At 71.9% G+C, this 24,506-nt stretch carries 22 protein-coding genes and 1 tRNA gene; 17 read left to right on the forward strand and 6 right to left on the reverse strand.

Annotation, left to right across the window (positions count from 1 at the left end):
- Nucleotides 1-40 precede the first annotated feature (40 nt).
- Nucleotides 41-125 (forward strand) — tRNA-Leu (locus EDF21_RS01235).
- A gap of 129 nt (nt 126-254) precedes the next feature.
- On the opposite strand, the gene EDF21_RS01240 is transcribed toward EDF21_RS01235, so the two are convergent.
- Entirely contained in the window at nt 255-1,205 is a 951-nt protein-coding gene (locus EDF21_RS01240; RefSeq protein WP_043594964.1) for a ferritin-like domain-containing protein, read from the reverse strand.
- Nucleotides 1,206-1,382: 177 nt separating this feature from the next.
- Between EDF21_RS01240 and EDF21_RS01245 the strand changes: the two genes are divergently transcribed.
- The 4 genes from EDF21_RS01245 (at nt 1,383) to EDF21_RS01260 (ending at nt 5,182) form a co-directional block, all read left to right on the forward strand.
- Nucleotides 1,383-2,312, forward strand: a complete 930-nt coding sequence (locus EDF21_RS01245) for an alpha/beta hydrolase fold domain-containing protein (protein ID WP_123570052.1) — start codon at nt 1,383-1,385, stop codon at nt 2,310-2,312.
- Nucleotides 2,313-2,367: 55 nt separating this feature from the next.
- Complete coding sequence (locus EDF21_RS01250; protein ID WP_056045111.1) at nt 2,368-3,345, forward strand: aldo/keto reductase; 978 nt, start codon at nt 2,368-2,370, stop codon at nt 3,343-3,345.
- 97 nt (nt 3,346-3,442) lie between these two features.
- Nucleotides 3,443-3,730, forward strand: coding sequence for a BatC protein (locus EDF21_RS01255; protein ID WP_123570053.1), 288 nt, complete (start codon nt 3,443-3,445; stop codon nt 3,728-3,730).
- Nucleotides 3,731-3,850: 120 nt separating this feature from the next.
- On the forward strand, nt 3,851-5,182 hold the full coding sequence (locus EDF21_RS01260) for an NAD(P)/FAD-dependent oxidoreductase (protein ID WP_123570054.1): 1,332 nt from the start codon (nt 3,851-3,853) through the stop codon (nt 5,180-5,182).
- A gap of 90 nt (nt 5,183-5,272) precedes the next feature.
- On the opposite strand, the gene EDF21_RS01265 is transcribed toward EDF21_RS01260, so the two are convergent.
- Nucleotides 5,273-5,845 carry a TetR family transcriptional regulator gene (locus tag EDF21_RS01265; RefSeq protein WP_123570055.1) on the reverse strand — a complete coding sequence of 191 codons (573 nt, stop codon included), beginning with the start codon at nt 5,843-5,845 and terminating at the stop codon, nt 5,273-5,275.
- Nucleotides 5,846-5,925: 80 nt separating this feature from the next.
- Between EDF21_RS01265 and EDF21_RS01270 the strand changes: the two genes are divergently transcribed.
- The gene (locus EDF21_RS01270; RefSeq protein ID WP_199736184.1) at nt 5,926-7,383 is read left to right on the forward strand and encodes an MFS transporter; all 1,458 of its coding nucleotides are present in this window, start codon (nt 5,926-5,928) and stop codon (nt 7,381-7,383) included.
- Here EDF21_RS01270 and EDF21_RS01275 read toward each other — a convergent pair whose 3' ends face one another.
- Nucleotides 7,384-8,595, reverse strand: a complete 1,212-nt coding sequence (locus EDF21_RS01275) for an MFS transporter (RefSeq protein ID WP_233568316.1) — start codon at nt 8,593-8,595, stop codon at nt 7,384-7,386. It abuts the gene before it with no gap.
- A gap of 82 nt (nt 8,596-8,677) precedes the next feature.
- Here EDF21_RS01275 and EDF21_RS01280 point away from each other — a divergent pair, with 82 nt between their 5' ends.
- From EDF21_RS01280 to EDF21_RS16625, 11 genes are all read left to right on the forward strand, one after another.
- Nucleotides 8,678-10,066: an LLM class flavin-dependent oxidoreductase gene (locus EDF21_RS01280; protein ID WP_056045128.1), complete on the forward strand. Its 1,389-nt coding sequence runs from the start codon at nt 8,678-8,680 to the stop codon at nt 10,064-10,066.
- A 242-nt stretch (nt 10,067-10,308) separates the two neighbouring features.
- Nucleotides 10,309-10,959, forward strand: a complete 651-nt coding sequence (locus EDF21_RS01285) for an ABC transporter permease (RefSeq protein ID WP_233568317.1) — start codon at nt 10,309-10,311, stop codon at nt 10,957-10,959.
- Nucleotides 10,946-12,208 (forward strand): ABC transporter ATP-binding protein, encoded by a 1,263-nt coding sequence (locus EDF21_RS01290; RefSeq protein ID WP_056045134.1) that lies wholly within the window; start codon nt 10,946-10,948, stop codon nt 12,206-12,208. The genes EDF21_RS01285 and EDF21_RS01290 overlap by 14 nt, the downstream gene beginning before the upstream one ends.
- 74 nt (nt 12,209-12,282) lie before the next feature.
- On the forward strand, nt 12,283-12,993 hold the full coding sequence (locus EDF21_RS01295) for an ABC transporter permease (RefSeq protein ID WP_249407948.1): 711 nt from the start codon (nt 12,283-12,285) through the stop codon (nt 12,991-12,993).
- Nucleotides 12,990-14,003 (forward strand): glycine betaine ABC transporter substrate-binding protein, encoded by a 1,014-nt coding sequence (locus tag EDF21_RS01300; protein WP_123570057.1) that lies wholly within the window; start codon nt 12,990-12,992, stop codon nt 14,001-14,003. The genes EDF21_RS01295 and EDF21_RS01300 overlap by 4 nt, the downstream gene beginning before the upstream one ends.
- A gap of 695 nt (nt 14,004-14,698) precedes the next feature.
- Complete coding sequence (locus tag EDF21_RS01305; RefSeq protein ID WP_123570058.1) at nt 14,699-16,270, forward strand: sugar transferase; 1,572 nt, start codon at nt 14,699-14,701, stop codon at nt 16,268-16,270.
- Between the two features lie 77 nt (nt 16,271-16,347).
- Nucleotides 16,348-17,610, forward strand: a complete 1,263-nt coding sequence (locus EDF21_RS01310) for a glycosyltransferase family 4 protein (protein WP_056045142.1) — start codon at nt 16,348-16,350, stop codon at nt 17,608-17,610.
- Entirely contained in the window at nt 17,607-18,404 is a 798-nt protein-coding gene (locus tag EDF21_RS01315) for a CDP-alcohol phosphatidyltransferase family protein (RefSeq protein WP_233568318.1), read from the forward strand. Before EDF21_RS01310 ends, EDF21_RS01315 begins: the two co-directional genes overlap by 4 nt.
- Nucleotides 18,401-19,849, forward strand: coding sequence for a hypothetical protein (locus tag EDF21_RS01320; protein ID WP_158612830.1), 1,449 nt, complete (start codon nt 18,401-18,403; stop codon nt 19,847-19,849). Before EDF21_RS01315 ends, EDF21_RS01320 begins: the two co-directional genes overlap by 4 nt.
- A gap of 146 nt (nt 19,850-19,995) precedes the next feature.
- Nucleotides 19,996-20,436, forward strand: coding sequence for an adenylyltransferase/cytidyltransferase family protein (locus EDF21_RS01325; RefSeq protein WP_056047412.1), 441 nt, complete (start codon nt 19,996-19,998; stop codon nt 20,434-20,436).
- 91 nt (nt 20,437-20,527) lie between these two features.
- Nucleotides 20,528-21,094 (forward strand): hypothetical protein, encoded by a 567-nt coding sequence (locus EDF21_RS16625; protein ID WP_158612831.1) that lies wholly within the window; start codon nt 20,528-20,530, stop codon nt 21,092-21,094.
- Here EDF21_RS16625 and EDF21_RS01335 read toward each other — a convergent pair.
- The 3 genes from EDF21_RS01335 to dinB are packed head-to-tail and all read right to left on the reverse strand — an operon-like array spanning nt 21,043 to nt 24,467.
- Complete coding sequence (locus EDF21_RS01335; RefSeq protein ID WP_056045153.1) at nt 21,043-21,297, reverse strand: hypothetical protein; 255 nt, start codon at nt 21,295-21,297, stop codon at nt 21,043-21,045. The two genes, EDF21_RS16625 and EDF21_RS01335, sit on opposite strands and share 52 nt — an antisense overlap.
- 18 nt (nt 21,298-21,315) lie before the next feature.
- The gene (locus tag EDF21_RS01340; protein WP_056045156.1) at nt 21,316-23,172 is read right to left on the reverse strand and encodes a DEAD/DEAH box helicase; all 1,857 of its coding nucleotides are present in this window, start codon (nt 23,170-23,172) and stop codon (nt 21,316-21,318) included.
- Between the two features lie 11 nt (nt 23,173-23,183).
- A complete protein-coding gene (gene dinB, locus EDF21_RS01345) occupies nt 23,184-24,467 on the reverse strand; it encodes a DNA polymerase IV (protein ID WP_056045159.1) in 1,284 nt (427 codons plus the stop codon).
- Nucleotides 24,468-24,506 lie beyond the last annotated feature (39 nt).

Below are 24,506 nucleotides of genomic sequence, written 5' to 3' on the forward strand. Positions count from 1 at the left end.
CGTGCTAATCTTTCGTGTCGGCTTCGGTCGGCACCATCCAGTCCGGGTGGCGGAAATGGCAGACGCGCTAGCTTGAGGTGCTAGTGCCCGTATAGGGCGTGGGGGTTCAAGTCCCCCCTCGGACACTCGAAAGAGTCTCTCTCGAGAGATGTTTCACCAGATCTGTGTTGAGACAGATGCTTGTTCGCAAGCGACGGAAGGCCCGCACACCCCGGTGTGCGGGCCTTCCTTGGTTCTCGGGCCCTCGTCGGTCGTCAGACCGCGCTGCCGGGGTTGCCGCTGGCGACGATCGAGCCGTTGATGCCCTGCGGGAAGAACCCGCCCTTGTCGATCTGGTTCGGCGTCAGGTACACGACGTTGAGCACGCGCTCGGCGGTCCGTCCGTAGACGATGGCGTTGGCGTCGGTCGGCACGAGGTTCTGGACGCCACCGAGGGTCAGGCCCTGGTCGTCGTCCGTCGACCCGTCGAGGGAGTCGCGGGCGTCCGAGATCTTCGTCGCGGGCACCTGCAGTCCCTTGGCGTTCAGCGTGGTGCGGATGATGCCCGCGTGGTACGCCTCGACCGCGAGGATGCCGGCGGCCGCGCCGAGGTAGGTCTTGTTGTAGATCAGGGGCGCGGCGCCCTTGTAGGCGGTCACGCCGACGTCCTCGAAGATGAACGCCCCGAGCAGGAAGTTCTCCTCCGAGGCGAACGGGTCGAAGGTCTGGCCCGGTGTGATGACCCCCGCCGCGAGGGCCGCCGCCGTGAAGCTGCTCTGCAGGTCGATCGCCGGTCGCGACACCTTCGCGCCGCCGAGTGCCGACCGCAAGAAGGAGACGTGCGCCTTCTCGTCCGCCGCGATCTCCTGCGCGATGCGCTTGACGATCGTGGTCTTGAACGGCACGGGTGCGCCGCCGACGACGCCGCCCTGGGGGTCGATGCCCGTGATCTGGTCGGCGGGCAGCCCCGAGCCGGTGACGGCCCGCAGGTAGAACTCCGCCTCGAGGTACTCGAGGTTGAGTGCGAAGTTGAGGATCGTCGCATCACTGATCACCTCGTCGGAGGGCGACACGGCGGCCGCGGACTGGGCGGGCAGCGTCGCGGCGACCGCGGCGAGCCCCGTGCCGAGGCCCGTGACCCCGGCGGCGGCGAGCAGCCGTCGTCGATCGATCGGGGTCTCGGCGCTCCGGGAGATGGCACTGCTGATGAAGCGTGTGTCGAACATCGTCGTTCCTTCGGGTGTGTTCGTGCAGCGAGGTGTGCCGTCGGTGCGCGCTCCCAGATGACGGCACCGGCGACGTCGGGGTCGGGTGACCCGTTCGGGGGACAAGCTAGCCCCCTCGCCTCCCGTCCGGTAGCCCCCGCCTCCCCTGGTCGTCCCCGGCGCCCGTAGGGTCGGGTCATGTCGCTCTCGATGGCCGCGACGCGTGCTCTTCTGCGCCTCCGGCTCCGCCTCCGCCCCCGCTCGACCGAGTCCGAGGACTCGCTCGTCCGCTCGGTCGCCCGTCAGGGCTCCGCCGCGCCGGTCACGCGAGCGGTGCACCGCGTCGCGACCGTCGAGGAGGCGCGGGTCGGTGGTGAGCGCGTCGTCACGCTCCGTCCGCGTCGGGCCCCGAGCGGCGTCCACGTGGTCTACCTGCACGGCGGTGCCTACGTGCACCCCGTCCTGGCCACGCACTGGAACCTGCTCGCGGGTCTCGTCCGCGCCTCCGGGGCCGTCGTCACGGTGCCCCTCTACGGGCTCGCCCCGGCCCACGACGTGGACGACGCGCTGCCGCTGCTGGACGCCGTCCTCGAGGACGTGCGACGCGCCTCCCCGTCCCGCGTCGTCGTGGCCGGCGACTCGGCGGGCGGGGCGCTCGCCCTCGTCGCGGCCATGGGGGGACGCGACGCCGGCCGACCGGCACCCGACGCGCTCGTGCTCTTCTCCCCGTGGGTGGACGCCCTGCTCGACTCCCCCGCGATCGACGAGGTCGCACCGCTCGACCCGATGCTCGCCCGCGACGGTCTCGTCGCCGCGGGTCGGTGGTGGGCCGGCGACCGTGATCCGGCCGACCCCCTCGTCAGCCCGGTGCGCGGCGACCTCTCGGGTCTCCCGCCCGTGTTCGCCTACGCCGGGGATCGCGACCTGCTGACGCCCGACGTGAAGCGGCTGGCCGCCGGCGTGACCGCGGCGGGTGGACGCGTCGAGCTGCGGCTGTACCGCGGTGCCTTCCACGACTTCGTCGGCGCGCCCTGGACCCCGGAGGCGCGGAGGGCGCTCCGACACGCCGCCTCGGTGATCCGTGGGGACGCGTCGATCGCGGGCCGGACCGCGCCGCCCCGCGCGTAGGGTCGCAGTCGGCGCGGGCGTCGGTGCCCCGCCTCGACGACGAGAGGTGCCACACATGGAGTACGCACGACTGGGCACGAGCGGCCTGACCGTCTCGGCGGTGACCCTGGGGTGCATGAGCTACGGCGTGCCCGACCGCGGGACGCACGAGTGGAGCCTGCCCGAGGACGAGAGCCGCCCGTTCATCTCGCGGGCGCTGGAGCTCGGCATCACGACCTTCGACACCGCCGACGTCTACTCGGACGGCACCAGCGAGGAGATCGTCGGACGGGCACTGCGGGACTTCGCGACCCGCGAGGAGGTCGTCCTGGCGACCAAGGTGCACGGCCGGATGCGTCCCGGCCCGAACGGGGCCGGGCTCAGCCGGGGGCACGTCATGAGCGCGATCGACGACAGCCTGCGCCGGCTCGGCACCGACTACGTCGACCTGTACCAGATCCACCGCTTCGACCCCGAGGTGCCCGTGGAGGAGACGATGGAGGCGCTCCACGACGTCGTCAAGGCCGGCAAGGCCCGCTACATCGGCGCCTCGAGCATGTGGGCCTGGCAGTTCGCCTCGATGCAGCACGCGGCCGACCTCGGGGGCTGGACGCGTTTCGTCTCGATGCAGGACCAGTACAGCCTGATCCAACGCGAGGAAGAGCGTGAGATGCACCCCTATTGCCTGGACCAGGGGGTCGGCGTGCTGCCCTGGTCGCCCCTGGCCCGCGGGAAGCTGACCCGGGACTGGGACGCCACCACGGCCCGGACCGAGACCGACCGCTTCGGTCAGACGCTCTACAAGCAGCGCGAGGACGGTGACCGCCTCGTGGCGCAGGCCGTCGCCGACGTCGCGGAGGCGCGGGGCGTGCCTCGCGCACAGGTCGCGTTGGCCTGGGTGCGGCAGCAGGACGCGGTCACGTCCCCCATCGTCGGTGCCACGAAGATGCAGCACCTCGACGACGCCGTGGCCTCGGTCGACCTGTGGCTCACCGACGACGAGCTCGACGCGCTGGAGTCGCCCTACGTGACCCGCGAGAACGAGGGGTTCTGACGACACGGCCCCGCCCGGTCGACCAGCACCACGTCGGTCTAGGGTGAGCCGCACGGGCGGCGACGACGCCGACCGACCTCGACGAAGGGCAGCACCCATGGGCAGCGACGCCAACCACCACGAGCACGACCGGCCGAGCACCGGCGGACCCGCCTCGGGCGAGGACGGCTCGTACGTCGACGACGACCTCGACGGCGGCGCCCGCACGCGCGGGCCGCACGACGGCGAGGCCGACGGCACCTACACCGAAGAGGCCGGCACGAGCGAGGCCGACGGGTCGTACGTCGACGCGCAGGTCCCGGACGAGCCGGCCGCCGACGGCGGTCCCCACGACGGCGAACCGGACGGGTCGTTCACGCAGAGCGACCTCGACGGCGGTCGCTGACCCCACCGGCCGACGCGTGGCCGTGCCCGGCCCGGCCCCCGAGGGGTGCCGGGCCGTTCGGCGTGTGGCGTTCCGGCAGGCTGCCCCGGGGGTACGGTCGTCTGAGGGAGGAACACATACATGACCAAGCGAATCGTAATTCTCGGCGGCGGTTCCGCCGGGCTCACCACTGCACTCGAACTGCAGAAGCGACACCCACCCCAGGCGGCGAGCATCACACTCGTCGACCAGGCCCCGTACTTCACCTACCAGCCGTTCTTGCCCGAGGTCGCCGGTGGCCACATCGCCGCGCGCGACGTCACCGTGCCGCTGCGCAAGACGCTCAAGCGCACGAAGGTCGTCGAGGCGTCGGTCACCGGGCTCGACAGCGAGGCCAAGAAGGTCACCGTCACGAGTGCGGACGGCGAGTCCAGTGACATCGCCTACGACCAGTTGGTCGTCGCCCTCGGCGCCGTCACCCGGACCTTCCCGACCCCGGGCCTGGCCGAGAACGGCGTGGGCTTCAAGAGCGTCGAAGAGGCTCAGTACGTCCGTGACCGCATCCTCGGCAACATCGCCGAGGCGGCGAGCGTCAAGGACCCGGCCGTCCGCCGCAAGCTCCTCACCGTCGTCTTCGTCGGTGGCGGCTACACCGGCGTCGAGGCCCTCGCCGAACTGTCCGACGCCGCGAACTCCGCCGTCGACACGTTCCCGAACCTGTCGCGCGACGAACTGCGCTTCGTGCTCGTCGAGGCCCTGGACCGCGTCGCCCCCGAGGTCGGTCCCGAGCTCTCGAAGTGGACCCTGGGCCAGTTGCGCGGTCGAGGCATCGACATCCGCCTCAAGACGACGATGCCCTCGTGCGTCGACGGCGACGTCGTGCTGAGCGACGGCGAGACCATCCCCGCCGGCACGATCGTCTGGACGGCCGGCGTCAAGCCGAACCCGGTGCTCGGCGACATGGGCCTCCCCCTCGGCCCGAAGGGGCACGTGAACGTCAGCGCGACCCTGCAGGTCCAGACCGAGGACGGCCAGAAGCTCGACGGCGTCTGGGCCCTCGGCGACGGCGCGCAGGTCCCCGACCTGCTGGCCGAGAAGCAGCCGGCGTACTACCCGCCGAACGCGCAGAACGCCGTGCGCCAGGCGGTCACCGTGGCCGACAACGTCATCGCGACCCTGTCGGGAGAGCCCGTCAAGGAGTACCGACACGAGTCGCTCGGCACCGTGGCGAGCTACGGCATCGGCAAGGGCGCGGCCAGCATGTTCGGCCTCCAGCTGAAGAACGTGCCGGCCTGGATGGCCCACCGTGGCTACCACCTGTACGCGATGCCGACGCTGAACCGGAAGTTCCGCATCCTGTCGGGCTGGGTGACGAACTTCGTCGGCGGCCGCGACACGACCCCGCTGGTGGGTCTCGGCGACCCGCGTGCGGGATTCCTCAAGGTGACGCCGAAGGTCGACGCGAAGAAGTAGTAGCGACCGACCTCGAGAAGGAGGCGCGTCCCGGGTGACCGGGGCGCGCCTCCTTCGTCGTCGGTGCGGTGGAGCGGCCCGGGGCCCGGCTCAGGCCGTGGTGAGGCGCCGCACGGCCTCGCGCACGATCTCGCGTTGCAGGGCGGGGTCGAGCACCACGCCCGGATGCGCCTCGCCGAGACCGGGCAGGTTCTGCCAGGCGCAGGCGAGCGACATGACGAGGGCGAAGATGTCGTCGCTGCTCCAGGAGACCGTCACGGCGGGGTCGCGGCGAAGGCGGTCGAGCTGCGACAGGGCGGCGTCTTGGACCGAGCGCAGGGTGGGCACCGAGGCCTCCCAGTCGTGCTCGCCCTCGAGCCGGGCCCAGGCGAGCAGCCGGTTGTGGTCGGGGTGGGCCTGCATGTGGTCGAAGACGGCGAGGGCGAACTCCTCGACGCTCGCGGCAGGGCGGGACGCGGCCTCGCCCATGGTCTCGAAGGTGCCGTTCAGGACGGTCGTGAAGAGCGACCGCTTGTCACCGAAGTTTGCGTAGAGACGCTCCTTGCTGCAGCCGGCCTCGGCTGCGATGCGGTCGACGCGCGCCCCGGCCAACCCGTGTCGAGAGAACTCGGCGGTCGCGGCCTCGAGGATGGCTCGACGGGTCTCGGCGGCATCGGTTCGCATCGGATCACCGTAGCCGACTTACGAACCAACCAACTAGTAGGTAGGGTAGTTCGTCGTCCCCCAGAGAAACAGGTACCGCAGTGACCACCGTCGCCCCCGCCCCCACCGAGACGCGTTCGTCGCGCCGTTGGTGGGTGCTCGTCATCGTCGCCCTCGCGCAACTCGTCGTCGTCCTCGACGGCACCATCGTCAACATCGCCCTGCCCGACGCCCAGGCCGACCTCGGCCTCAGCGACGAGAACCGCCAGTGGGTCGTGACGGCCTACGCGCTCGCATTCGGCGCGCTGCTGCTGCTCGGCGGTCGGATCGCCGACTTCTGGGGGCGCAAGCGCACCTTCATCGTCGGGATGGTCGGCTTCGGAGCCGCCTCCGCGTTCGGCGGGCTCGTGCAGACCGGTGGTGAGCTGATCCTCGCCCGCGGCCTGCAGGGCGTGTTCGCGGCCCTGCTCGCCCCCGCGGCCCTGGCCGTGCTCACCACCACCTTCGCGTCGGGTCGCGACCGGAACACCGCCTTCGCCGTCTTCGGTGCCATCTCGGGCGCCGGCGCGGCCGTCGGGCTCGTGCTCGGCGGCGTGCTGACCGAGTTCGTCAGCTGGCGCTGGTGCCTGCTCGTCAACGTGCCGATCGTGCTCGTCGCCATCGTCGCCGCCGCCTTCGTCGTGAGCGAGAGCCGGGCCGAGGGGCGGAACCGCCTCGACGTCGTCGGCACGATCGTCGTCGCGGCCGGCCTCGCCAGCCTCGTCTACGGCTTCACCCGGGCCGAGGACGGCTGGGGCTCGGCCGTCGTCGTCGGCTTCATCGCCCTGGGGGCCGGTCTGCTCGCCCTGTTCGTCGTCGTCGAGCGACGGAGCGACCACCCGCTGCTGCCGATGCGCGTGCTCGCCGACCGCGTCCGTGGCGGAGCCTTCCTGGTGCAGTTGATCGTCGGGAGCGTCATGATCGGCGCCCTGCTCTACCTGACCTTCCACCTGCAGATCGTTCTCGGCTTCGGCCCGCTCGAGGCGGGGCTCGCCAGCCTGCCGATGACGCTCGTCATCATGGTCTGCGCCCCCCTGCTGACGAAGGCGCTGCCGATCGTCGGCCCTCGCCCGATGATGATCGTCGGGCCGCTCGTCGCGGGGGCCGGGCTGCTCTGGCTCGCCACGCAGATCACGGCCGACGGCTCGTACGCCGTCCAGGTGCTGCCGGCCCTGCTCGTCATGGGCGTCGGCCTCGCCGGCGTCTTCGTGCCCATGCAGAACCTGGCGCTCAGCCGGGTCGCGCCGCACGACGCCGGTGCCGCCAGCGCGACCTCGAACGCCATGATGCAGATCGGCGGATCGATCGGTCTCGCCGTCTTCACGAACCTGTACGCGGGGGCCGTCGCGTCCTCGACGTCGACGGTGGGCGGGCCGCTCGGCCCGCTGGTCGACGGCTACTCGGTGGCCTTCCTCGCCGCCGCGGTCGCCATGCTGCTCGCCGCGCCGATCTCGTTCTTCCTCATCCGCGGCCGCAAGGAGGACCTGCTGCCCACCGAGGCGCCCGTGCACCTCGGCTGATCAGGCCGGGGTCGGCGTGCCGGTGGCGGTCCGGGGCAGGCGGATCGCCGCCCCGGCCGCCACGGCCAGCAGGACGGCCGCGACGCCGAACGCCGCGGGGTACGAGACCGTGTCGACGAGCAGGCCCGCGACGAGCGGCCCGGCGATCGCCCCCACGTCCGAGCACATCGAGAAGATCGCGACGGGACGACCACCGCGGGCCCCCGCGGCGTCGCCGACGAGTGCCGCGGGCGCGGTGCCCATGAACGCCGTCGCCACGCCGTAGACGCAGAGCAGGGCGCCGAGCGTCCAGACGTCCGGGGCGAGGGACACCGCGAACAGGGTCACGGCCGCCACCGCGAACGAGCCGATCACGGCCGGTCGACGGCCGACGGTGTCGACGAAGCGCGCAGCCGGTGCCAACGCGATGGTCTGGGCCACCGCCGACGCGGCGAAGAGCAACCCCGTCCAGGCCGTCGGTCCGCGCAGGACCTCGACCACGAGGACGGGGACGAGGGCGCTGCGCACCCCGAGCGACGACCAACCCTGTGCGAAGTTGGCCACGCACGCGGTCCGGAACCGCACGTCGCGCAGCACGACCCCGAGGGGCACCGGAGGCGCGGTGACGGTCGTCGAGGAGTGCTGCGGTGCCCGGCGCAGGAGCACGACGCCGACCAGGCCGGCCACGGCGAGCGTGCCCGCGTAGAAGAAGAACGGCGCCGTCAACGAGATGGTCGCGAGCAGCCCGCCCAGGGCCGGACCCGCCATGCCGCCGACGAGGAACCCGCCCTGGTAGAAGCCGACGGCCCGGGCCCGGAGCGACGGGTCGGTCGCGCCGAGCAGCAACGTCATCGCCGCGATGCTGAACATGGCCGAGCCGATGCCGCCCGCCCCCCGGAGCAGGAGGAGCTGCGGGTAGGTCTGGGCGAGCCCGGCGAGCCCGCTCGACAGCGCCACGATGCCGATGCCCACCGAGAGCACGACCCGCTCGCCCATCAGGTCGATGAGTCGACCCACGAACGGGCTCGCCACGAGGCGCATGAGGGCGAAGGCCGAGAGGACGGCACCCACCAGGGCGTGGTCGACGCCGAAGCTGCGGGCGTAGACCGGCAGGACCGGGACGACCACCCCGAAGCCGACCATGACGAAGAAGGCGATCACGCCGAGGACGTACACGTCGCGGGTGAGACGGGGGCGGTCGACGTCGGTGACGTGGCGGCGGAACGGGAGCACCGACACAGGCTACGGGGCGCGGAGTGTGACCTCGTGTGTCGGCGAGGACGACAGCACGGGCCCGGGTCGTGATGATGGCCTCATGACTCGACGAATCCGGTTCAACGCCTTCGACATGAACTGCGTGGGGCACCAGTCCCCCGGTCTCTGGCGGCACCCCGACGACCGCTCGGCCGACTACACGAAGCTGAGCTACTGGACCTCCCTCGCGCGCCTCCTCGAGAAGGGCGTCTTCGACGGGCTCTTCATCGCCGACGTGCTCGGCACGTACGACGTCTACGGCGGCAACCACGACGCGGCGTTGCGCAACGGCACCCAGACCCCGGTCGGCGACCCGGTGCTGCTCGTCTCGGCCATGGCCGCCGCGACCGAGCACCTGGGCTTCGGCATCACCGCCGGCACGGCCTACGAGCACCCCTACCCGTTCGCCCGGCGCATGTCGACTCTCGACCACCTGACGGAGGGGCGGATCGGCTGGAACGTCGTCACCGGCTACCTGCCGAGCGCCGCCCGCAACATGGGGGCCGACGACCAGCTCGACCACGACACCCGGTACGACCAGGCCGACGAGTACCTCGAGGTCCTGTACAAGCTGTGGGAGGGGTCGTGGGAGGACGACGCGGTCGTCCGCGACCGTGAGTCCGGCGTCTTCACCGACCCGGCCAAGGTGCACGAGATCGGGCACGACGGCACCTACTACAAGGTGCCCGGCATCCACATCGCCGAGCCCAGCCCTCAGCGCACCCCCGTGATCTACCAGGCGGGTGCCTCGCCGCGGGGCATCCGCTTCGCCGCCGGCAACGCCGAGTCGATCTTCGTCGCGGCCCCGACCAAGGAACGCCTGGCCGCGACGGTCGGCAAGATCCGGGACGCGCTCGAGGCCGCGGGCCGCGACCGCTACTCGGCGCGCATCTACACGTTGCTGACGATCATCACCGACGCCACCCCCGAGGCCGCCCGGGCCAAGCACGACGAGTACCGGCGCTACGCCTCGCACGAGGGCGCCCTGACGCTCATGTCGGGCTGGATGGGCGTCGACCTCTCGACCTACTCGCTCGACGACCCGGTGGGTGACGTCGAGAGCAACGCCATCCAGTCGGCCCTCGCGAACTTCCAGGCGCAGGCGGGTGACACGGGCGCGGAGTGGACGATCCGCGACATCGCCGAGGCGGCCGGGATCGGCGGTCTCGGGCCCCGCATCGTCGGGTCCGGCGAGGAGATCGCCGACCAGCTCCAGGAGTGGGTCGACGAGACCGACGTCGACGGGTTCAACCTCGCCTACGCCATCACTCCGGGCACGTTCGAGGACGTCGTCGAGCACGTGATCCCCGTGCTCCAGGCCCGGGGCGTCTATCCCACCGAGTACGAACCGGGCACGCTGCGGCAGAAGCTGTTCGGGCGCGGAGACCGGTTGCCGGACGAGCACCACGGGGCGCGGTACAAGGTCTCGACCGGAGCCCGCGTCGGCTGACGGAGGCCCTGCGGGGCAAGGATCTGAGGATCGTTACAACGGCGTGTCGGCGAAAGCCGACACGCCGTTCCCATCGGGGCTTTCGTTCGTCGGATTTGATAACGGCAGGCGACTCTAAGGCTCCCGGAAGGGTGGTCGGCGACATGACGCGGCGTGGGGGCCGTGGTTAGTGTGGACGCCGGTCGCCTCTCGGGGAAGCGACGATTCGGACTGATGGTCGTTGCTCAGAGGAGATGGTCTGCTTGGCGTGGGATTTCGTGGTGGACCGGTGGAGCCAGATCTGGTTCGCCTCATGGCAGCACTTCTCACTCGTGGTGCAGTGCCTCGTCCTGGCGGTCGTCGTCTCGGTCGGCCTCGCCGCCCTGGTGCACCGCAACCCGACGCTCTACGCGCTGGCCAACGGGGTGTCGGCCGTGGGGCTGACCCTTCCGTCGTTCGCGCTGGTCGGCCTGCTCATCCCGTTCGCGGGGTTCGGCGTCGCGCCGTCGGTCATCGTCGTCACGTTCTTCGCCGCACTGCCGATCCTGCGGAACGCCGTCGTGGGCCTGCACGAGGTCGACGGTTCGCTCGTCGAGTCGGCTCGCGGCATCGGCATGGGGCGCTTCCGGACCCTGGCGACCGTCCAGATGCCCCTCGCCTGGCCGATCATCCTCACCGGCGTGCGCGTCAGCGCGCAGATGGTGATGGGCATCGCCGCGGTCGCGGCGTACGCGCTCGGCCCGGGCCTCGGCGGCTTCATCTTCTCGGGCCTGTCCCGACTGGGCGGCGCGAACGCGCTCGCCTCCGTGGTCACGGGCGTGGTGGGCGTGGTCCTCCTCGCCCTCGTCCTCGACCTCCTCCTCGTCGGCCTCGGCCGCCTGACCATCTCGAGAGGCATCCGTGTCCAGAACTGACCCCACCCGCGCCTCCTCGTCCCCCTCGGACGAGGTCTCGGGCCGCAGCATCACCCTCGACCAGGTCACCAAGCGGTACCCCGGCCAGGCCGAGCCGGCCGTCGACGGCATCACGCTCGAGATCCCGGCCGGCAAGATCGTCATGCTCGTCGGACCGTCGGGGTGCGGCAAGACCACGACCCTCAAGATGATCAACCGGCTGATCGAGCCCACCGAGGGGCGGATCGTCCTGGACGGCGACGACGTCACCTCGATCGACGGCGACGAGTTGCGCCGCCGCATCGGCTACGTGATCCAGGCCGGCGGGTTGTTCCCGCACATGACCGTCGGGGCGAACATCGCCATCGTCCCGAAGATGCTCGGTTGGTCGAAGGAGCGCATCGCCGCCCGCGTCGACGAGCTGCTCGAACTCGTGTCGCTCGATCCGGCCACGTACCGCGACCGTTACCCGCGTGAGCTCTCGGGTGGTCAGCAGCAGCGCGTCGGCGTCGCGCGGGCACTGGCGGCGGACCCGCCCGTGTTGCTGATGGACGAGCCCTTCGGTGCCGTCGACCCCATCACCCGCCAGCGCCTGCAGGACGAGCTGATCAACATCCAGCACGAGCTGCAGAAGACCATCGTCATCGTCACCCACGACTTCGACGAGGCCGTGAAGCTCGGCGACTGGATCGTCATCTTCTCCGAGGGCGCGCACATCGTGCAGTACGACACCCCGGAGCGCATCCTCGCCGAGCCGGCGAACGAGTTCGTCGAGAACTTCATCGGGTCGGGGGCCGGCCTCAAGCAGCTGACGCTGACGCGCGTCCGTGACGTCGACCTCGCCGAGGCCGTCGTCGCCCGAGCGGGCGACTCGGCCGCCGACGTCCTCGCCCGGGTCGAGGCCGCCGGCCACGGCCACGCGGTCGTCGTCGACGACCGGGAGCGCCCCGTCTCGTGGCCCTCGCGCCGCCAGCTCGGCCGTCTCGACGTGCTGGGCTCGTCACCCGACGCCGACCTGCCGGTCATCGGCAGCGGCGCCACCCTCAACGACGCCCTGGACACGATGCTCGTCTCGAGTGCCGGTGCGGCCCTGGTCACCGGTCGACGCGACGCCTTCATCGGCGTCATCACGGTCGAGGTCGTCATGGAGGCCATCACGCGGGCGCGCGCGTCGGCCGCCGAGGCCCACCACGACGCTCCGGTGGGCACCAACACGGGCTCGTTCGACGTCGTGCCGGGAGCCCCCGTCGACGAGAAGGACGCGGCGTGACCGCCTCGGTCGCCCCGGCCTCGGTCGGCGGACGCTCGTCCGGCCGGCGGAGGCCCCGCCCGGCGTGGCTCGGACTGCTCGTGCAACCCGTGGCCGTGTTCGCCGTGTTCGCGGCATTCGTCGCGTGGTTGACCACGGCCGACCTGACGACGGCCGAACGGACCACCCTCAACCCCTCCGACCTGCTGGCCTACACGGGCGAGCACCTGGCGTTGACCTTCGTCTCCGCGGCGATCGTCCTCGTCCTCGCCATCCCCCTCGGCGTGCTGCTCACCCGGCGGCCGTTCGTGCGCATCAGCGGTCCCGTCCTGGTCCTCGCGAACTTCGGCCAGGCCGCGCCGGCCATCGGACTCATCGTGCTGCTCGCGTTCTGGCTCGGCTTCACGTTCTGGGCTGCGGTCGTCGCCCTCGTGCTCTACGCGGCACTTCCGGTGCTGCGCAACACCATGATCGGACTGCAGAGCGTCGACGCCCGCCTCGTCGAGGCCGGTCGGGGCATGGGGATGAGCGCGTCGTCCGTCCTGCTCAAGGTCGAGCTGCCGCTGGCCGTCCCCGTGATGCTCTCCGGCATCCGCACGGCCCTCGTGCTGCTCGTGGGGTCGGCGGCCCTCGCCACGTTCATCGGTGCCGGCGGCCTGGGGCTGCTGATCACCACCGGGGTCAACCTGTTCCTGCCGCGGGTCCTCGTCTCCGGGGCCCTGCTCATCGCCCTGCTCGCCCTCTTGATCGACTGGCTGGGCCGTGTGGTCGAGTACGTCGCCCGTCCGAAGGGACTCCGCGCATGACCGTCTCCCGCCTCCCCCGACGACTGCGTCGCGCCTCCTCGTCCCTCGCCGTGGTCGGCGCCGCGACGCTCGCCCTGACCGGGTGCGGCCTGCAGCCGGCGACAGCGTTCGTGCCCGCCGTGGCGCCCGGCTCGATCCGAGCCGTCGAGGGGTTGCCCGACGACGCGGCGATCACCGTGACGGCGAAGAACTTCACCGAGCAGTTGATCCTCGGGAAGATCGCCGTGCTCGCCGCGCAGGCCGCGGGCTTCGAGGTCACCGACATGACGAACGTGCCGGGGTCGGTGGCGGTGCGACAGCTGATGCTCGACGGGACGGCCGACATGACCTACGAGTACACCGGCACCGCCTGGCTGACCTACCTCGCCGAGGCGGAGGGCATCCCCGACCAGCAGGAGCAGTACGAGGCCGTCCGCGACGCGGACGCCGACAACGGCCTGACCTGGCTCGAGCCCGCGCCCCTCAACAACACCTACGCCATGGCGGTCCGGGCCGAGGCCGTTCCCGAGCTCGGCGACATCACGTCGCTCTCCCAGATCGCCGACCTGCCCGTCGAGCAGCGCACCTTCTGCGTCGAGGCCGAGTTCAACTCGAGGGCCGACGGGTTCGCCCCCATGCTCGCGGCGTACGGGCTCGAACTCGGCGCCGCCGACGGTGTGCCGACGAGCAACGTGAGCATCCTGGACACGGGCACGGTCTACACCGCGACCGACCGGGGCAGCTGCAACTTCGGCGAGGTCTTCACGACGGACGGTCGGATCGACTCGCTCGACCTCGCCGTGCTGGAGGACGACCAGGGCTTCTTCCCCGCCTACAACGCGGCACCCGTCCTCTCGACGGCCACCCTCGAGGAGTACCCGCAGCTGGCCGAGGTGTACGACGAGATCTCGCCGGCCCTCACGGACACCGAGATGCGACGACTCAACCTGGCGGTCGACGTCGAGGGTGAAGAGCCCGCCGACGTGGCCTTCGACTGGATGGTCGAGCAAGGATTCGTCACCCGTCCGTGACACGCGGACGAGGGTGATTGTGACGGGTGATGCGCCCCCCGGCCGAAGGGCCGGGGGGCGCTGTCCGTCTGTACCCCACCTGCGCTGCAGACACCAGGGGTGACGAGAGATGAACGACACCTGTCGGGGTGATGAACGGCACGGACGGCGGCGTGTCGACCGTCGGGCCGGGCGTGGTGTCACCGGTCTGAACAGGACTTTTGCGTGTCTCACGCCGCGGGCCACCCTCTGCCTGGAACGGGACGCGCCGTGGCCGCGCTTTTCACGGCTTCTTGTCACCCCCGCACGGGTGACATCGCGGTGTCCGAGGGTCACCCGTTCGGGTGTCGGCAACAGGGGGGACACGATCGCCCCCGAACGGGGGGTCTTGTTAGACTCCTGTCGCGGGTGCCCCCCGAACTAGAGTCACAGCATCCTCCTGGTCGACCCGAAATCACCAGGAACCGAGAAACCCGACCCTCTCCACCGGGAGCATCTGCTCCCGTCACCGCACCGACCCGAATCGTGCGTCGAGCAGACCCGCTGCCCGGCGCGCCCGTCGCCGCCCGGCCGACGTCGCGCACCCTCGTGACGTCCGTGCTCCGGCGCGACGCCTGGGCGGTCGATCGAACCCGAACCTCGATCGACCGCCCGCCACCGCCCCCGTCGTCACCACCGACGTGGGCGTGCCGTCGCCTACCCGAACCCGAGACCCGATGTCCAGCACGCAGAGCGAACTCCGCTCACTCCTGGTCGGACCGTCGTCACCCCGACGGATCGACCCCCCGTTCGACCTGACCGAGTCGGACGGCCCCCTCGCGTCGCCCGCCGCGACACACGACGCCGAGTCCGGCGCCGCCTGGGCTCGCCGCTACCGGCGCCGGCTCCGCCTCGTCGACACGGCCGTCCTGACCCTGAGCATCGTCGGTGCCGTCGTGGTGGACGCCGCGAGGGCCATCGCCGCCGGTCGGGGCTCGGACGCGTCCACCCTGATCGAGTCGGTGGGTTCTCCCGTGCTCCCTGTCGTCGTCGGGCTGGTCTGGACCTTCTGCCTCACGCTGCACCGCACCCGCGACCTCGCGGTCGTCGGCAGCGGCGTCGTCGAGTACAAGCGCCTCCTCACGGCGAGCGTCTGGGCCTTCGCCGTCGTGGCGATCGGGTTCGCCTCGGTCGGCCACATCGGCGGCGAGGGCTACTTCCTGGTGGCGCTGCCCGTCGGCGGTGCCGGCCTGGTCGTCGGCCGGTGGACCATGCGGCGCTGGCTCGAACGCCAGCGGGCCAAGGGCCACTACCTGTCGAGAGCCGTCATCGTGGGATCGCGCGACGACATCGCCGACGTCGTCCGTCGCATCGACAAGACGAGCGGTGCCGTGTACGACGTCGTCGGGGCGGCCGTCCCGGACGCCGACCCGAGGGGCATCGTCGTCGGAGGCCGCACCGTCCCCGTGGTGGCGGACCTCGACGGCGTCCCGCGTGCGGTCTGGCGCCTGGGCGCCGAGAGCGTGATCGTCGCCGGCGAACCGGGTCGTGGCCGGGAGTACCTGCGCGACCTCGGATGGTCGCTCGAAGGACGAGCGACGGAGCTCGTCATCGCCTCGCGACTGACGAACGTCGCCGGGCCCCGCATCCACTACCGCCCGGTCGAGGGTCTCCCCCTGATGCACGTCGAGCTGCCGCAGTTCGACGGCCCGCGACACGCCCTCAAGCGTCTGTCCGACCTCGCGCTGGCGTCCGCCGCGCTCGTCGTCCTCGCGCCGGTGTTCGCCGTCGTCGCCCTCGCGGTGCGGCTCGACGGTCCCGGCCCGGTGCTGTTCCGTCAGCGCAGGGTCGGCCGTGACGGGCGCACCTTCGAGATGCTGAAGTTCCGCTCCATGGTCGTCGACGCCGAGAGCCGGCTCGCCGGCCTCGCGCAGGCCGACGAGGGAGCCGGCCTGCTCTTCAAGATGAAGTCCGACCCGCGGGTCACCCGCGTGGGTGCCGTCCTCCGTCGGTGGTCGCTCGACGAGCTGCCCCAACTGTGGAACATCGTCCGAGGCGACATGAGCGTCGTGGGGCCCCGGCCGCCCCTCCCTCGCGAGGTCGAGGGGTACGAGGACCACGTCCACCGACGCCTGTACATCAAGCCCGGACTCACGGGCATGTGGCAGGTGAACGGGCGCAGCGACCTCAGCTGGGAGGAGAGCGTCCGCCTCGACCTCTACTACGTCGAGAACTGGTCGCTGACGGTCGACTTCGTCATCATGTGGCGCACCGTCCGGGTCCTCTTCGAGCACCGGGGAGCGTATTGACCCCCACCAGCAGCATCCGAGACCACCGCGGGCCGTTCACGGGCCCGGACCACGCTCACGACGACAGGGGAGAGAGCATGTCCGTCGACATCAGGCACTACCGGGACCGCGAGTCCGCACCGGCGACGACCGCCGCACCGATCCTGCGGGAGGACGCCCGGACGGGCGTCGACCTGCCCGAACTCCCCCGCCGCCGGAGGGGATCGCGGCGCAGCCGGGTGCTGCTGGTGCACTCGTCCGACGAGATGTACGGCTCGGACCGGATCGTCCTCGAGGTGGTCGGTGAGCTCGCCGCCCGTGACGACCTCGACGTGACGGTCTGGCTGCCCTCCGACGTGTCCGTCGGGCCCCTGGGCCCGAGGCTGCGCGAGCTCGGGGCGCGCGTCGAGCGCACGCCCCTCCCGATCCTGCGCCGGACCCGGCTCGGACCGCTCGGACTCGTCCGCCTGGCCCGCGACGCGGCGCGCACGGCGCTGAGACTGTCCGGGCGCCACTTCGACCTCGTCTACTGCGCCACGAGCGCCTGCCTGATCGTCGCGCCCGTCGCCCGGGCCATGGGCGTCCGCCGCGTCGTGGGGCACCTTCAGGAGCCCTGGAGCGACGGGGACCGTCGAGGCCTCCGTCCCCTGGCCCGCGCCTGCACCTCGTTGGTCGCCGTGTCTCGGTCGGTGCTCGACTCGTCCGGCCTCTCGGAGGACTCGCGCGCCGTCGTGGTCCACAACGGCGTCTCGGACCGCTCGATCGCCGTCACCGACCGTGCCGAGGGTCGCGCGCCCCAGTACGTGGTCGCGAGTCGCTGGAACGGCCACAAGGGCCACGCGACGCTCCTGACGGCCTGGAACGCGGCAGGCTGCCCCGGGCAACTCGTCATCCTGGGCGGCCCGCCGGCCGTCGGCTCCTCCGTCGACGTGCCCGGTCTGGTCGCGGCGATCGTCTCGCGACCCGAGACCGTCACCGTCGTGGGAGAGGTCGACGACGCGTCGCCCTACCTCCGCGACGCCGACGCGGTCATCCTGCCGACCGACACCCTCGAGGGCTTCGGACTCGTCACGCTCGAGGCGTTCAGCCAGGGGCGTCCCGTCATCGCCAGCCGCTCCGGCGGCCCCGAAGAGGTCGTCGACGAGGGTCACACGGGCTGGCTCTTCGACCGTCGCGACGTCGACGGCCTGACCGAGATCCTGGCGTCGATGGACGTCTCCACCCTGGCCGTCGCCGGGCGCCACGCCCGCGAGGCCTACCTCCAGCGGTTCACACCGGAACGCATGCGTCGCCGCATCGGCGCGGTCGTCACCCGCGAGCTGCACACGGCCGACGTCGACTCCCTGGCGGTGGCCTCGTGACCGACGCCCCCGCGACCGCCGAGGCGACCTCGGCCCGGCCCGCCGTGCCCCGTGCCGTGCGTCCCGCCCTCGCCGCGCTCGCGTCGGCCCAGAAGCCGTCCACGGGTGCGCCCGCCTATTCGCGCTTCGTCAACCGCCGACTCGGTCGATGGGCCGCCGCGGTGGCCTACACCGTGGGTGCCACGCCGAACCAGGTCACGGCGCTCAGCGCCGCGTGCACCTTCGCCGGCATCGCGGTCCTCGCCTTCGCGCCGTCCGGCATCGGGACGGCCCTGGCCGTCGTCCTGCTGCTCGTCGTGGGTTACGCCCTCGACTCGGCCGACGGACAGGTCGCGCGCCTCCGGGGCGGCGGCAGCCCCGCGGGCGAGTGGCTCGACCACGTCATCGACGCGACCAAGATCGCGGTGTTGCACCTGGCGGTCTTCGCGTCGTGGCTCCGTGAACCGGAGGGTCGCGAAGCCCTGCTGGCCGCGCCGCTCGTCTACCAGGTCGTGGCGACGGTGGCGTTCTTCGCCATAGTCCTGACCGACCAGCTCCGCCGGGCGGAGGCGGCCCGGACCGGCGTCGCCGCGCCCGTCGGACGTCGCACGGGACTGCTCTACTCGCTGGCGGTCGTCCCGACGGACTACGGCCTGATGTGCCTCGCGTTCGTCTTGTTGGCCTGGCCGCCGGCGTTCACCGTCGTCTACCTGGCGCTCCTCGTCGCGAACGCCGGCTACCTCGTCCTCGCCCTGCCGAAGTGGTTCCGCGAGCTGAAGTCCCTGACTCCCCCGTCGATCGGTTCGAGGTCGTGAGGCACGAGGTCGCCCCGGTCCGTCGTGCCGTCGCGGGGGGTCTCGGTCGCGCCGTCTCGCGCCATGCCGCGCTCATCGGCGTGGCGGCGCTCCTCGGGGTGGCCGCGGGCGTCGGCGCCTCGCAGCTCGCTCCGGCCGACTGGCGCGCCGAGGCGACGCTCCTCGTCCGGGTCGAGTCCCCGGGCTCGGGCCTCGCGGCCCGCGGTCAGTTCGCCCAGCAGCGCGTGGCGTCCTACGCCGAGCTCGGCACGAGCCCGGAAGTCCTCGGACCGGTCGCGGCCGACCTCGGCCTGCCCGTCGACGAGCTCGCCGAGCGGGTCTCGGTGGTCAACCCGGACGGCACCGCGGTCCTCCGCGTGCAGACGACGGCCGGAACGCCCGACGGGGCCGCCTCGCTCGCCGACGACGTCGCCGAGAGCCTCTCGGCGGTCGTGGATCGCGCCGAATCGGACGCCGGGTCGGACGGTCAGACCGTCGCGCTCGACCTCACCTCCCCCGCGGCCGTCCCGACGACGCCCGACGAGCCGGGCCTCGCGCTGACGGTCCTCTCGGGTCTCCTCGCCGGCCTGGCGGTCGGTCTCGCCGGCGCGCTCGTCCTGGCCCGTGCCCGGCCCACGGTCGACACGGTCGACGACGTGCGCCGCATCACGGGGCTGCCGGTCGTGGGGCAGCTCCCGGGGGCCCTCCGGCAGGGCGACGACCCGGTGACCGGAGCCTCGTCCGCCCGGACCCGCACGGCCTTGCGCGAGGTCGTGCAGAACACGAGGGCCCTCCGGGGTGGCTCGCTGCCCGCCACGCTCCTGCTGGCCCGGACGGACTCGGTCCGCGAGGCGGTCGGCGTCGACGGCGGCCTCGCACGCGCCGTCGTCGAGCTCGGCGCCACGTGCGCCCTGGTCCAGTCCGACTTCGACACCCGCACGCTGTCCCGTCCCTCGACGGTGCCCGTGGGCGCCGTGCCCGAGGAGGTCGAGGCCGATCGGCACGGCTACGACCGCGTGCCGGTGTCCGACGGGGTCGTCGCGTCGTCCCGTCACCTGGTCCGTTCGGGAACCCACGCCTTCTTCGCCGCCCTGCGCGAGGACTACGACGTCTCCGTCGTCCAGGCCTCCAGCGACTCGCACCCGCTCGCGCTGCGCAGCGTGACCGACGAGGTGGACGGCGTGCTGCTGGTCGTCCGGTCCGGGGTCACGACGGTCGAGTCCCTCCGGAGCCTGAGCGCCGAGCTCGTCAGCCTGGACGTGCAACCCGTGGGCGTCGTGCTGACCGGGGTGCCCCCGTGGCGCCGGGTCCTGGTGCGTGCCACCTGGCTCGACGACGACGTCCGTCACCCCGTCGAGGAACCCGCGCCCTCGTTCAGCATCGCCGACCTCGTGGACCACGCGGGCGCCGCCCGCCCGCTGCAGGATCTCCCCCGCCTCCGACGCCGGCCCGGTGCCCTGTCGTGAGCACCTCCGAGCACCACCCCGACGAGAGGACCACACCCGTGGACGTCATCCCCACCCCCGCCACCGGCCTCGCCCTCGACCCCGTCGACGGCGGGAGCGGACGAGGAGGCGCGGGCCGGGTCGGCTACGCGGCCGGCGCCTTCGACCTGTTCCACATCGGCCACCTGAACCTGCTGCGGCACGCGTCCGCGCAGTGCGACCACCTCATCGCCGGCGTCGTGTCCGACGAGATGTTGCAGGTGACCAAGGGCATCTCCCCCGTCGTACCGCTCGCCGAACGGCTCGAGATCGTCCGCCACATCGACGTCGTGGACGGCGTCCACGCCGAGACCGTGCCCGACAAGATGGACGTCTGGCGCGAGCTCCGCTTCGACGTCTTCTTCAAGGGCGACGACTGGCGGGGCACCGAGAAGGGCCTCCGGCTCGAGCGAGAGTTCGGGGCGGTCGGGGTCGAGGTCGTCTACTTCCCGTACACCATGAGCACGTCCAGCACGGTGCTCCGCAGGGCGCTCCGGGCACTGTCCGGGGCGCCGGGCCAGGGCGGCGAGACGGTCGCCGTCGGCGACTCCGTGCGACTCCAGGGCTGATCGATCCTCCCCAGCCCCGCGTCGATCCTCGTCGATCGATGCGGCTGGGGAGAACCGTCCGGGAGCGGTGGCGGCCCGAGATGCTCGACCCATGACACTCACCTCGGTCCTCGACACCACCCTCGACCGCCCTCCCGCCGACCCGGTCGCAGCCTTCGCCGCGTCCGATCCCGGACGCGTCCCCGATCCGCACGCGCCCGTCCAGGACGTCGACGACCTCGTCCGCCACGTCGAGGCCATCGTCCCGTCGGCGGTGCGTCGCCAGCTCTGGACGTTGTTCTTCGACGACGACAACGTCCCCCTCCCCCTCATGGTGCCCCTCGAGGGCATCCCCGAGGTGCCCGACACCGCCGCCCTCGACCACTACGGCGATGCCCTGGCCGCCGTCGCCACGGAGTTCGGCGCCGCGACCGTGGCGTTCGTCCTCGAGAGGGTCGGCGCCGCGTCGCCCCGTCCCTCGGACCGCCGGTGGGGTGACGGCCTCCGGGCGCTCGGGCGAGGACGGCCCTTCGAGGTCAGACCGGTGCTGCTGTGCGGCGACGAGGGTGTCTCGACGCTCGGCCCGAGCGGGGGCACCAGGGTGTGCCCGGCCCCGGACGGCGTCCCTCAGGCGTCCTCGAGGCCCGTCCGCCTGGTCGACATCGTCCGCCTGCCCTGACCCCGCTCGCGGTCGACGAGTCGCCACCAGGCGGTCTCGGCGAGCTCGGGGGACGTGTAGACGCCCAGGCGGGCCGGCTCGGCGTCGGTCGGGCTCCACCGGCTCAGTCGGTAGCCGCCGCCGAAGCGCTCGACGACCGCCTCGGGTGCCCCCTCGGGGTCGGCGCGCACGGTCCACCGGTCGGGGACGTTCTCGTCGAGCATCGGTCGATCGTACCCGGGTCAGGCGCGCTGGCCGAGGCGGCCGCGCAACACGTCGATTCGCTTCTGGATCTGTTCGGTGCTGGCCTGAGCGACGGACGGGCCCCCGCTGATGCGCCTGAGGTCTGCGTGGATCAGCCCGTGCGGTTCGTTCGAGTGCCGCGACCAGATCGACACGAGCCGGCTGAGCTCTTGCCGCTGCTCTTTGATGGTCTGGTAGAGGGGTCGGGCCTCGTCGACCGGAGCGGTCGTGGGCAACCCGGTCTTCGGAGCCCGTCGTGCCTGGGTGGCCTGCCGCTGCCGCAGCAGGTCGCGGACCTGGTCGGGCTCGAGCAGACCGGGGATGCCGATGAAGTCGAGTTCTTCGAGGCTGCCGATCTCGCCTCCGGTGCCGAACTCGCCGCCGTCGTAGAGCACCCGGTCGAACGAGGCCTGCGAGTCCAGGGCCTCGAACGGTTGCTGCTCGAGGAGGCTCGACGCCTTCTCGTCGCGGTTGGCCGCGGCCATCATGTCTTCTTCGGGGGCGAACAGGCCGTCGTCGGCGTCGGTGGGTCGGTCGAGCGCGTGGTCGCGCTGCAGTTCGAGCTGGTTGGCCAGGGCCATCAGGCTGGGCACGCTCGGCAGGAAGATCGACGCGGTCTCGCCCCGTCGGCGGGCTCGGACGAACCGTCCCACGACCTGGGCGAAGAAGAGCGGCGTCGAAGCCGAGGTGGCGTACACGCCGACGGCGAGACGCGGGACGTCGACGCCCTCGGAGACCATCCGGACCGCGACCATCCAGCGGCTGTCGCCGTCGGAGAAGGCCTGGATGCGGTCGGAGGCGGCCTTCTCGTCGCTCAGGACGACGGTGGGGCGTTCACCCGTGAGCTTCTGCAACACGGCTGCGTACTGCCGAGCCGCGGTGTGGTCGGTGGCGATGACGAGACCCCCCGCGTCGGGCACGCCCCGGCGCACCTCGGTGAGGCGCTTGTCGGCCGCCGAGAGCACGGCCGGGATCCAGTCGCCCTGCGGCGACAGCGCCGTACGCCAGGCCTGGGCCGTGATGTCTTTCGTCACGGCTTCGCCGAGGGACGCGCTCATCTCGTCGCCCATCCGGGTGCGCCAGCGCATCTGGCCGGCGTACGCCATGAAGAGGACGGGTCGCACCACCCCGTCGGCGAGGGCACGGCCGTAGCCGTAGGAGTAGTCGGCCCTCGAGGTGCGGATGCCGTGCTCGTCCGGGGCGTACTGCACGAACGGGATCGGAGCCGTGTCGGACCGGAACGGGGTGCCCGTCAGCGAGAGACGGCGGGTGGCCCCGGTGTAGGCCTCCCGGATGCCGTCGCCCCAACTGAGCGCGTCGCCGCCGTGGTGCACCTCGTCGAGGATGACGAGGGTTCGACCGGCCGTCGTGATGGCCTTGTGCACCTCGGGCTTCATGCCGACCTGGGCGTAGGTGACGGCGATGCCGTGGTAGTGCCGCCCGAAGGTGCCGTCGGCGTTCTTGAACATCGGATCGAGGCGGAGGTTGACCCGGTCGGCGGCGTCGGCCCACTGACGCTTCAGGTGCTCGGTGGGGGCGACGACCACGACGCGGTCGACCTCGCCGCGGGACAGGAGTTCGGTGGCGAGGCGGAGGGCGAACGTCGTCTTGCCGGCGCCCGGTGTGGCCGCCGCGAGGAAGTCCCTCGGCATCGTCGAGAAGTAGAGCTCGAGGGCGTCGGCCTGCCACGCGCGCAACTTGCTGGCGGTGCCCCAGGCGGCCCGCTCGGGGAACGCGGGCGAGAGGTGTTCGGCGGCCGAGTTGCCTGCCGAGACGCCGACGTCGAGAGGGTCGGACGAGAGGCCGTCGAGGTGCTGCTCACCCCCGGCGGGGTCGGATGCGTTGGCGGTGCTCACTCGAACCGAGTTTACCCTCGACCGGCGTCGTCGACGGACGCGGCACCCGCATCTCGACCGGAGGCGCCGGGTCGACGCCGCGAGGTGCCGAGCAGCGAGGCCGGCGTCAGCATGGCCGAGCCGAACTTGGCCCGGAGGGCGTCCATGGTCGACTCCGCCTCGCGCCAGTCGGCGTCGTCGTCCCACAGGCCGAGCGAGTCACCGCCCGTCCCCTCGCTGAGCTGCTCGACGCGCACGCCGACGAGCCGGATGCGTTCGTGCTGCTTGCCCGTGGCCTCGTAGAGGGACACGACCTCGTCGTAGATGCGTCGCCCGAGGTCGGTCGGGTCGGCGAGCGTCCGGGACCGCGTGATCGTCACGAAGTCGGTCGTCCGCAACTTGAGCACGACCGTGCGACCGCTCACGCCCGCGGCCCGCAGACGGGTGCCGACCTTGTCGCTCAGGCGGAGGAGTTCACGTCGGACGACGACGGGGTCGACGACGTCGGTGCCGAACGTGTTCTCGTTGCCGACGCTCTTCTCGGCCGTCTCGGTGTGGACGCTGCGGGGATCGCGACCCCACGCCAGGTCGTGCAGCTTCGCGCCCGCGGCTGGCCCGACCGCATGGACGAGCATGTCGAGAGGGGCCGAGGCGACGTCGCCGACCGTTCGGAGGCCGCGGTCGAGCAGCACCTGTTCGGTCTTGCCGCCCACGCCCCAGAGCGCGCTGATCGGCCGCGGGTGCAAGAAGGCCAGGGTGTGGCGGTGCGGTACGAGCAGGAGCCCGTCGGGCTTGGCGACGCTCGACGCGAGCTTGGCGACGAACTTGGTCGACGCGGCCCCGATGCTGCAGTGCAGCCCGGTCTCGGCGTGGACCCGACGACGCAGTGCCGTGGCGATCTCGAACGGCGAACCCATCAGGCGGATCGACCCGCTGACGTCGAGGAACGCCTCGTCGATGCCGAGGCGCTCGACCAGGGGCGTGACGTCGTCGAACATCGACATGACTCGTGAGGACCAGTGCTGGTACTTCTCGAAGTGCGGTTCGAGCACGACGGCCTGCGGGCAGCGACGCAACGCGATCGCCATGGGCATCGCCGAGTTGACGCCGTACTTGCGGGCCTCGTAGGTGGCGGCCGTGACGACCGACCGGTCGGAGCGGTGCCCGATGACCACGGGTCGGCCCCGGAGCTCGGGGTGGTCGAGCAACTCGACGGACGCGAAGAAGGCGTCCATGTCGACGTGGAAGATCGGCGCGGTCGCGTCGTCGGTCGGCACCGTCGTGACGATCCGCCCGCTGCCGTCTTGTTTGCTCACCGGAGCATCCTCACACGCGCCACCGACATCGTCGTCGCC

The sequence above is a fragment of the Frigoribacterium sp. PhB118 genome, from assembly GCF_003751725.1.
Classification (GTDB): Bacteria; Actinomycetota; Actinomycetes; order Actinomycetales; family Microbacteriaceae; genus Frigoribacterium.